Raw genomic sequence first — 7,554 nt, forward strand, 5'->3', positions numbered from 1 at the left:
GCCGAGCCTAGGTCATATAACGGGTGGGATTCCCGTCGAGTAAGAATTAGCCATTCGCTCGTAGCGAGTCTTGGAGGGCTAAAGGTAACTTTAGTCCTTAAGCGTAGACAGTTAGGTGGCGGGGCGGAAGCCAAAAGGTTGAAGGGATTGAGCTCCATAATGTTAGTGAATCGAGAGGGCTGATGCCTTACCTGCAGCAGAAAGCTACATTTTATCCTTCGTTAAAAGGCAAGAAGGATAAAACCTCTCTGGAGTCAGAGACCTTGGCACGTTACACATTGATATGATACGGCAACTCGGGAGACCCTACCGGTCTTTTCTTCCTTTTAGAAGAGTATGGTGTACAAGCGATAATAAGCAAGGAAACCAAATGCCGATGTAGGGAGTCGGATAGCAGCGTAGTACCAATGAAGTTGGGTAATGCCGATGGAGGAAAGGCTAGCTACCAGTTATCACCCTTATTAGGGACACATTTACTACACACAGAGGTAGGTATAATAAATGGAAACAAAACTACTAAGGATAGCAGAATTAGCAAAATCTGATCCTAAAATGAAATTTACATCTCTTGCACATCTTTTAAATAAGGAAGCATTAGTTCAATGTCATCATGAACTTCCCAATAAGAGGGCAACTGGGATCAACGGTACAACTAAAGAGCAATACGGTGAAAGTTTAGAAGAAAACATAGAGGATTTAATAAGTAGGCTTAAAAGCAAAAGTTACCGTCCTGTTCCAGTAAGGAGAATGTACATTCCAAAGCTCAATTCAAACAAGAAAAGACCATTGGGAATACCTGAACATGAAGATAAAATTGTTCAAAAAGGCATTACAAAGATACTTAATACCATTTATGAAAATGACTTTCTAGATTGTTCATTTGGATTCCGTTCAAATAGGAGTTGCCATGATGCTTTGAAAATACTGAACCACTATATTGAAAAGAGGTCAGTAAATTATGTAGTAGATGTAGATATTAAAGGATTCTTCGACAACGTTGACCACATATGGATAATGGAGTTCTTAAAACTGCGAATCTCTGACCCTAACTTACTAAGAATGATTGGTAGGTTTCTTAAAGGTGGATATATGGAGGAAGGTAAGAAACACAGAACAGATAATGGTACACCGCAAGGTGGAGTGATATCTCCGGTATTAGCCAATGTGTATCTTCATTATGTCCTCGACCTTTGGTTTGAGAAAAGGGTAAGAAAACAGTGCAAAGGACAAGCATACATAGTGAGATATGCAGATGATTTTGTCTGTTGTTTTCAATATAAGAGCGAAGCTCAGGAATTCTTCCAATCATTAAAACTTAGATTAAAGAAGTTTAAACTAGAGATAGCTGAGGATAAAACTAAAATTATTCCCTTCGGGAGGTTTGCGGAGAAAGATGCGAAACAAAAGGGAAATAGAAAACCAGCAACCTTTGATTTCCTAGGTTTTACACACTATTGTGGGAAGAGTAAACAGGGAAATTTTCGAGTGAAAAGGAAATCAAGCAGGAAGAAAGTCCAAGGCAAACTTAAGGAATCAAAAGAATGGTTGAAGAATAATAGAAATAAAGATATTCATATGATTATGGATAGATTTAAACGCTCACTAATAGGTTATTACAACTATTACTGCATCACAGATAACACCCAAAGTGTAAACAAATTCAAAGACAAAATCGGATACATACTGTATAAATGGCTCAACAGAAGAAGTCAAAGGAAATCCTTTACATGGGATAAATTCAGACTATTTCTTGATAAATATCCACTACCTTCACCAAGAGTTAAGGTCAATATATATGACTTAAGAAAAGAGATTAGCTACATTTTGTGAATGATAACTAGGAGGAGCCGTGTGCGTGAATAGCGCAAGCACGGTTCTGTGAGGGGGGAGGAACACAATCTACCGAAAGGTAGAAAGGTTCCCTTCTACTCGACTAATGAAATAAGGAATATTCTAGTGTAAAGAGCATAACTCCTAGTATATGGCTGTTTTCCGAAATGTTGCTGCTATTTAACAAATTATCATATTGTTTCGTCAGTTAAGGAGGAAATCATATGGAATGGTATATATGGTTCGCCGTAATTAGTGCTGTTGTTATTATTATTGGGTATAAATCTTCTAAAAAGAAATAATGCTTGTTGAACTAACGGGGTGCTTGTGCGGCCGAGCCTAGGTCGTATCATATAGCGGGTGGGATTCCCATCGAGAAAGAACTAGCCATTCACTCGTAGCGAGTCTTGGAGGGCTAATGGTAACATTAGCCTTTAAGCGTAGACAGTTAGGTGGCGGGCCGAAAGCCAAATGGTTGAAGGGATTGAGCTCCATAATGTTAGTAAATCGAGAGGGCTGATGCCTTAAGCACAGCAGAAAGCTACATTTTATCCATCGTTAAAGGCAAGAAGGATAGAACCTCTCTGGAGTCAGAGACCTTGGCACGTCACACATTGATATGATACGGCAACTCGGGAGGCCCTACCGGTCTTTTCTTCTTATAGAAGAGTATGGTGTACAAGCGATAATAAGCAAGGAAGCCAAATGCCGTTGTAGGGAGTCGGATAGCAGCGTAGTACCAATGAAGTTGGGTAATGCCGATGGAGGAAAGGCTGCTACCAAGTTATCACCCTTACTAGGGACACATTTACTACACGCAGAGGTAGGGATAATAAATGGACACAAAACTATTAAGGATAGCAGAATTAGCAAAATCTGAGCGAAAGAGATTAGCTATATTTTGTGAATGGTGACTAGGAGGAGCCGTGTGCGTAAATAGCGCAAGCACGGTTCTGTGAGGGGGGAGGAACACAATCTACCGCAAGGTAGAGAGGTTCCCTTCTACTCGACTAGTGAAAGAAAAATTTGCATAAAGCACCCCTTTTTTATGCAGCTACCAGGCTTCTTCAGAAGCCGAAAGTGTTGATTCATCAACAATGTATAAAATTATGTATACACGATAAAAATGGACAATTCGGAACCCCTTGAGGCACCAAGGGGTTTTATGTTTCGGAAGTTCCGAAAAATTGACTTTATGTTAACTAGATTTGTATAGAGTATTCATGTGTTCTTTAGAAACCTTATTCAGCAAACGGGCCATATTGTTGAGGAGGTAGTTTAACATTAATAGTGGGGAACCGTATCATAAGTAAATAAGGTTTTTTACCATTCTCCATTAGTTCCAAGAAGTTCTAATCGTAAATAAACAAGGTTCTTCCTACGTCGAGACACGGTGGGATTCTTAATTTTCGAAACACGGATTAGCTGCTTTTTTGGGAGCACCTGAGTACCAAGACCGGTTCATAAGACTATGGTGTACTTGATAGGGGAGCTTTTGCATAGGATTAGAAAAGCAAATGATCCCCATAGGCTGTTTTTTTGATTTCGATTTTATCAATTATGAAACCGCATTATGTTCGTCTATTTGGCTTCGAAAAACGCTATTTCGCCCGTTGCTTTTAGCGTTGTAAAGGGCCTTGTCGCATGTAATGTATAGGGTTTCCAATTGCGTATACTGATCTGGAATTACGGTGAGGACGCCTATACTAATGGTATATGTTACCGGTAGACTGCGGCTGATAGTTCCATTAAGTGTATGTTTGATTCGCTCAGCAATTTCGTTTGATTCGGTTTCATCCTTTCCGGGCATCAGGATTCCAAATTCATCGCCTCCATAACGTACGAACAAATCTTCTTTGCCTAAATGCTGCTTAATTTGCGTAGTAAGATCCTGCAGTACTTGGTCTCCAACTTGATGACCATAAGTGTCATTAATGATTTTAAAATTGTCTATATCAAAAAGCAGATAGGATATTGGTTGTCCCTTCTTAGCATAAACAGTGAGATACTGTTTCGCATTTTCTGTAAAGGTTCTACGGTTCAACGTGCCTGTTAGATCATCATAACTGGCTAATCGGATTAACTCGTGGTCTGCTTTTTCCTTCATTAACAGAAAAAATCCTATATTACCCAAAATTGTAATAAGATAAATAGATAGTAAGGAAACCAATTGGTACGCTCCAGGGGTATAAAAGCTTGTCGAAACAGTAGATGAAAGTAAAGCCGTCACCCCTCTGACCAAAGAAGCTAGGATAAAAAGAAGATATAGACTACCGATCATTCTCATTAGCAAGGTGGAGGCTTTGCCCAGAACCATCCGATAGACCGGGATTAGGATTATCGCAGTTACAAAGGAGTAATAGGCAATCCGTACGTTTTCTTTGTTGTAAAAGAGAACGATGAGTTGAAGACCGATAATGCTGAATAGAGTCAAAAAAAGATAGATCATTTTGGTCTTAGGACGGAGAGCTTTTTGAAGACTTAATAATGCTATCATTTCTAAGGAAGATCCAATCATTAGGATTGAGTTTGCAAAAGAGATAGATACAAAGTCGGGAATTTCACCGCGATAAGCCATACAAAACAATGCTAAAGTCTGAGCGAATTTTGCTAATACAAAGGTTTTAACGGTTAAACCCTTTGTATGATTATGTCCATAAGCATTAATAAGAATTAACGTAAATAAGTAGCCTATACAAAGCAATAGAATAATGGTTTTCGTATCCAAAAATAAATTCATAATGAGCCACCTACTAATGAGCGAATTTCCAATCATTATGATTATAACAAAAGTAGGAGGCCCAATATACTATATACTTTCGTTCTTCAGAAGTGTGGGAGTCTCTCATTCACACTACGAGGGGTACTTCCAAGATGTTTTGATAAAGACTCTGCAAAGAGTAATCTTATGGAGTACAAAATTAAAAATCATTCGAAAAAGATTCAGAAACACATAATAACGCCGAATCCCAAAAAGCTTAGCACTTAATTTACGAGTGTTAGGATTTTTAGAATTGAAGTGGAAAACCTCATTTAGATACACTACGGTGAACCGTACCATAAGTAATTGAGGATTTGGTTATTAAGGAAACGGTTTGACTAAGTGACTTCGTATTTTATAGTGCAAGACTTATTTGGCGAATTTTAATGGAAATATCTAAAAGCTGTGATGAGCGACTTTTGGATATTGTTTATTTTTATTATACAATGATATAAGAATACAATCAGAAAGTTTAAAAGGGTGGCTTTTTACATGACTAAATTACCAATTATTATAGATACAGATCCAGGGATTGATGACGCAATGATGCTAACTTTAGCATTTGCTAATGATGACGCATTGGACGTGCGATTAGTCACAACCTGTTCGGGTAATATTTCACAAGACAAAACAAACTACAACGCACGTACATTCTTAAGTTATATAGGAGTGAGTGTAGAAATTGCACGTGGATTAGAACAGCCCATTTTCCGTGAACTAGAAGTGGCCGAAGATATCCACGGGGAAAGTGGTTTTGGGAATGTACAGTTTCCAGCGCCAACGTTACCAGTAAGTAAACGCCCAGCAATTACAGCAATGCTGGAAACGATTATGACGAGCGATGATAAAATAACAATTGTAGCAACAGGGCCATTAACAAATATCGCCGCGCTACTGCTTGCGCATCCTGAAGTAAAACAAAAAATCGAGCGTATATCATGGATGGGTGGTGCAGCAGTAGGTGGCAATATGTCCCCTATGGCGGAATTCAATGCGTATGTGGATCCACACGCAGTAGAGATCGTGTTCCGTTCGGGTGTTCCAATTGTGATGAGTGGTTTAGATGTAACGCATAAAGCATTTGTAACAATTAATGAAGCGAAAAGTATTTTAAATATTGGCACTGAATTTGCGGAGAAAGCATATTATCTCGTGACATATTATTTGGATGTCATTAAGAAAACACCTTTCCATGAAGAAAATTATGATCAAGTGCTGCATTTCCACGATGTATGTGCCGTCATGTATTTATTGAAACCAGAATTATTTAAAGGCCAAGACTGCTATGTTGAAGTAGCACTAGAAGGCATAACATCTGGTGCAACAGTTGTTGACTACACGAATCGTACAGATAAAGCACCAAACGTACATGTACTTCACACAGTTAATCGCGAAGAATTCGTTGCAGAATTTGTGAAGGCAGTAGAGATTATTTCAGATAGGCTTAAGTAAGTTTAGTTTACTAATACGAAGATATAATGGTGCCTTTCACCATCCGTGAGAATGTCTTTGTTTTCGCCAGACTGAAAAAAGACGACGGAACAAAAAAAGTATGATGAGCAATTTTCGTGTTTTTCAATATTCCACAATCGGGCGCTTTTATTTAACAAGTAGCTAAAAGGATCTTCGCTGGGAAATCCTTTTTCAATGCCTATAAGGGAGATTATGTTAACTCTTCTTAATAAAATAAGTGGAGTTTTTTAAACTAGCTTATAGGAATAATGGTGACATTAGTTCAAGAAGAAGACCTTTTTGGTGGTCTTTTCAATGTACGAAACTATCTAAAATCATACATTCAGAAAGACCCCATCTTCAACTAAAGGAGCAGTTTAGTTGAAGAAGAATCCTTTTATTTCAATTGAATTAATGGAGTTATACGGTAATATAAAAATGAAGGAAAGTTGATTTTTAAAAGGGAAAATCGTATTGAAAAATTCAATCATTGGTGGTGTGATTCTCATTGAAAACTATCCAAAAGATGTATGAGCATTTAAATTGGGCTAATCAACGTATTCTTGAAACATTGCAAAGTATTGAAGATAAAAATCAAGAGGTAAACCGTTTGTTTTCCCATATCCTACTTGCAGAAAAAATATGGATAACTAGATTACGAGGATTGGACAGTTCACGACTGCCCATCTGGTCAGAGGTCGATATTGAAGTCTGTGCAGAGCTTGTTATGCAAAATAAAGAGAGCTTAACAACGTTTCTTACTAATTTATCAAATACTGACCTAGATAAATTAATAACCTACACAAATAGTAAAGGAAAAGAGTTTAAGAATTCTGTACAGGATATTTTAACTCATGTAGCATTGCATGGTCAGTATCATCGAGGACAGATTAACTCACGACTTCGATCAGATGGTTTTGAACCAGTTAATATTGACTTTATTACATTTGTGAGATAGATGTGTTCGGGGTAGCCTTGTTCAATACTAGTTTATGATATACGACTGTGTTCCACTGACGGGTGCTTGTGCGGCCGAGCCTAGGTCGTATCATATAGCGGGTGGGATTCCCGTCGAGAAAGAACTAGCCATTCACTCGTAGCGAGTCTTGGAGGGCTAATGGTAACATTAGCCTTTAAGCGTAGACAGTTAGGTGGCGGGCCGAAAGCCAAATGGTTGAAGGGATTGAGCTCCATAATGTTAGTAAATCGAGAGGGCTGATGCCTTAAGCACAGCAGAAAGCTACATTTTATCCATCGTTAAAGGCAAGAAGGATAGAACCTCTCTGGAGTCAGAGACCTTGGCACGTCACACATTGATATGATACGGCAACTCGGGAGACCCTACCGGTCTTTTCTTCTTATAGAAGAGTATGGTGTACAAGCGATAATAAGCAAGGAAGCCAAATGCCGTTGTAGGGAGTCGGATAGCAGCGTAGTACCAATGAAGTTGGGTAATGCCGATGGAGGAAAGGCTGCTACCAAGTTATCACCCTTACTAGGGACACATTTAC

General features: G+C 38.6%; 5 protein-coding genes. 4 read left to right on the forward strand and 1 reads right to left on the reverse strand.

What is annotated here, in order from left to right; translation table 11 throughout:
* Together AC625_RS27420 and ltrA are read left to right on the forward strand one after the other, a co-directional pair.
* Positions 1-183 (forward strand): hypothetical protein (locus tag AC625_RS27420; protein WP_218971219.1); only part of this gene is annotated, 183 nt, incomplete at its 5' end.
* A 318-nt stretch (positions 184-501) separates the two neighbouring features.
* Positions 502-1,830, forward strand: coding sequence for a group II intron reverse transcriptase/maturase (gene ltrA, locus AC625_RS09955; RefSeq protein WP_049681089.1), 1,329 nt, complete (start codon positions 502-504; stop codon positions 1,828-1,830).
* A 1,558-nt stretch (positions 1,831-3,388) separates the two neighbouring features.
* Here the strand turns inward: ltrA and AC625_RS09965 are convergent.
* Positions 3,389-4,570 (reverse strand): GGDEF domain-containing protein, encoded by a 1,182-nt coding sequence (locus tag AC625_RS09965; RefSeq protein WP_049681164.1) that lies wholly within the window; start codon positions 4,568-4,570, stop codon positions 3,389-3,391.
* Between the two features lie 513 nt (positions 4,571-5,083).
* Here AC625_RS09965 and AC625_RS09970 point away from each other — a divergent pair.
* Positions 5,084-6,043 carry a nucleoside hydrolase gene (locus tag AC625_RS09970; protein WP_049681165.1) on the forward strand — a complete coding sequence of 320 codons (960 nt, stop codon included), beginning with the start codon at positions 5,084-5,086 and terminating at the stop codon, positions 6,041-6,043.
* Positions 6,044-6,551: 508 nt separating this feature from the next.
* Positions 6,552-7,001, forward strand: coding sequence for a DinB family protein (locus AC625_RS09975; RefSeq protein WP_049681166.1), 450 nt, complete (start codon positions 6,552-6,554; stop codon positions 6,999-7,001).
* The last annotated feature ends 553 nt before the right edge of the window (positions 7,002-7,554 follow it).

Origin of the sequence: Peribacillus loiseleuriae (assembly GCF_001183985.1) — a bacterium.
Taxonomy (GTDB): domain Bacteria; phylum Bacillota; class Bacilli; order Bacillales; family DSM-1321; genus Peribacillus; species Peribacillus loiseleuriae.